Origin of the sequence: Ligilactobacillus ubinensis (assembly GCF_024160875.1) — a bacterium.
Lineage (GTDB): Bacteria > Bacillota > Bacilli > Lactobacillales > Lactobacillaceae > Ligilactobacillus > Ligilactobacillus ubinensis.
In genome coordinates, this window is record NZ_JAIULA010000062.1 from 1 (window position 1) to 345 (window position 345).

General features: G+C 36.8%; 1 protein-coding gene. It reads left to right on the plus strand.

The window, feature by feature from the left end; genetic code table 11:
* The coding region (locus LB941_RS12380; protein WP_253362277.1) for a Fic family protein at positions 1 to 345 on the plus strand (345 nt) is incomplete at both ends.

Sequence of the window (345 nt, forward strand, 5' to 3'; positions counted from 1 at the left end):
GGAAATGTTGTTCATATGGGAGCAAGACCTCAGTTCATTGGAAATTTGATGGATGAGCTGTTTGATTGGGGAGCGAATGATGATACACCCGAAATTATTAAAAGCTGTGTCTTTCATTATGAAATCGAAACAATTCATCCGTTTGAAGATGGTAATGGCCGAATGGGAAGGCTATGGCAAACGGTTATTCTTGCCAATTGGAATTCAATTTTTGCTTGGATTCCGATAGAAACAATTATTTATCAAAACCAGGAAGCATACTATAATGTGTTGGCTGCGGCTGATGCACAGAACGAATCAAATGTTTTTATTGAATTTATGCTTGATATCATTCTTGAAACACTT